Annotated in this window: 1 protein-coding gene; it reads left to right on the top strand. The window is 69.6% G+C overall.

Annotated features, from left to right (window positions below; translation table 11 throughout):
• The coding region (locus tag DK26_RS28245) for a calcium-binding protein (protein ID WP_282568062.1) at nt 1-1,178 on the top strand (1,178 nt) is incomplete at its 5' end.
• Nucleotides 1,179-1,259 lie beyond the last annotated feature (81 nt).

The following is a 1,259-nucleotide window of genomic DNA, read 5'->3' on the forward strand; positions in this document are numbered from 1 at the left end:
GCGACGATGTCGTTCTGGCCGGTGCGGGGAACGACGTGGTCGAGGGCGGCGACGGCGATGACGAACTGCATGGCGAGGATGGCGACGACGTCCTCAAGGGCGGCGCCGGCGACGACCGGCTGTTCGGCGGTGCGGGCGACGACGTGCTGAGCGGCGGCGCGAACGATGATCTGCTCGATGGCGGCGACGGCAGCGACACCGCCGACTACTCCGACGACACCGCCGGCGTCACCGTCGACCTGTCGCAGGGCATCGCCTTCGGCGACGAGAGCGGAGAGGACGAGCTGATCTCGATCGAGAACGTCATCGGCGGCACGGGCAACGACACCCTGATCGGCGATGACGGCGCCAACCGTCTCGTCGGCGGCGCCGGCGACGACGTGATCCTGGCCGGTGGCGGCGACGACATCATCGTGGCGGGTGCGGGCCATGACGTGATCGATGGCGGCGACGGCTTCGACACGCTCGACCTCTCGGCTGCGACGGGGGCGATCAGCGTCGACTTCGCCGCCGGCAAGGCTTCGGGTGATGGCATCGGCACGAACAGCTTCGTCAACATCGAGAAGCTGCTCTTCGGCGCCGGCAACGACGTCGTCACCGGCAGCAATGGCGACGAGGCCTTCGATGGCGGTGCCGGCAACGACACGCTGAAGGGCGGCGCCGGCAACGACACCCTCTGGGGCGGCGAAGGCGACGACGCGCTCGACGGCGGCTCGGGCGACGACGACGTCTTCGGCGGCACCGGCAACGACGTGATCAAGGCCGGCTCCGGCAATGACCGCGTCGAGGCCGGCGAAGGCGACGACGTCGTCGACGCCGGCTCGGGCGACGACCTCGTCCTCGGCGGCGCCGGCAACGACGTGATCGACGGCGGCTCGGGCGACGACCGCATCGAGGGCGGGGCCGGCGACGACATCCTGACCGGCGGCTCCGGCCACGACGTCTTCGTCTTCGCGCAAGGCTTCGGCAAGGACGTGATCACCGACTTCAGGACGACCGGCTCGAGCTCGGACGTGCTGGAGTTCGGGCTCGACGTCTTCGCCGATTTCGACGCGGCGATCGCCGCCGCGACCCAGAGCGGTGCCGACACGGTCTTCACCGTCGATGCCGACACCTCGCTGACCCTCAAGGGCATCCAGCTCACCAGCCTCGCCCAGGACGATTTCCGCTTCGCCTGAGGCTCGGGACAAAACGCTACGAGAAGGCAAAGGGCGCCTTTTGGCGCCCTTTGCATGTTCACCCGATGCGCCGGCCGCAGC

Origin of the sequence: Allobosea sp. WAO, assembly GCF_001509835.1 — a bacterium.
Classification (GTDB): domain Bacteria; phylum Pseudomonadota; class Alphaproteobacteria; order Rhizobiales; family Beijerinckiaceae; genus Allobosea.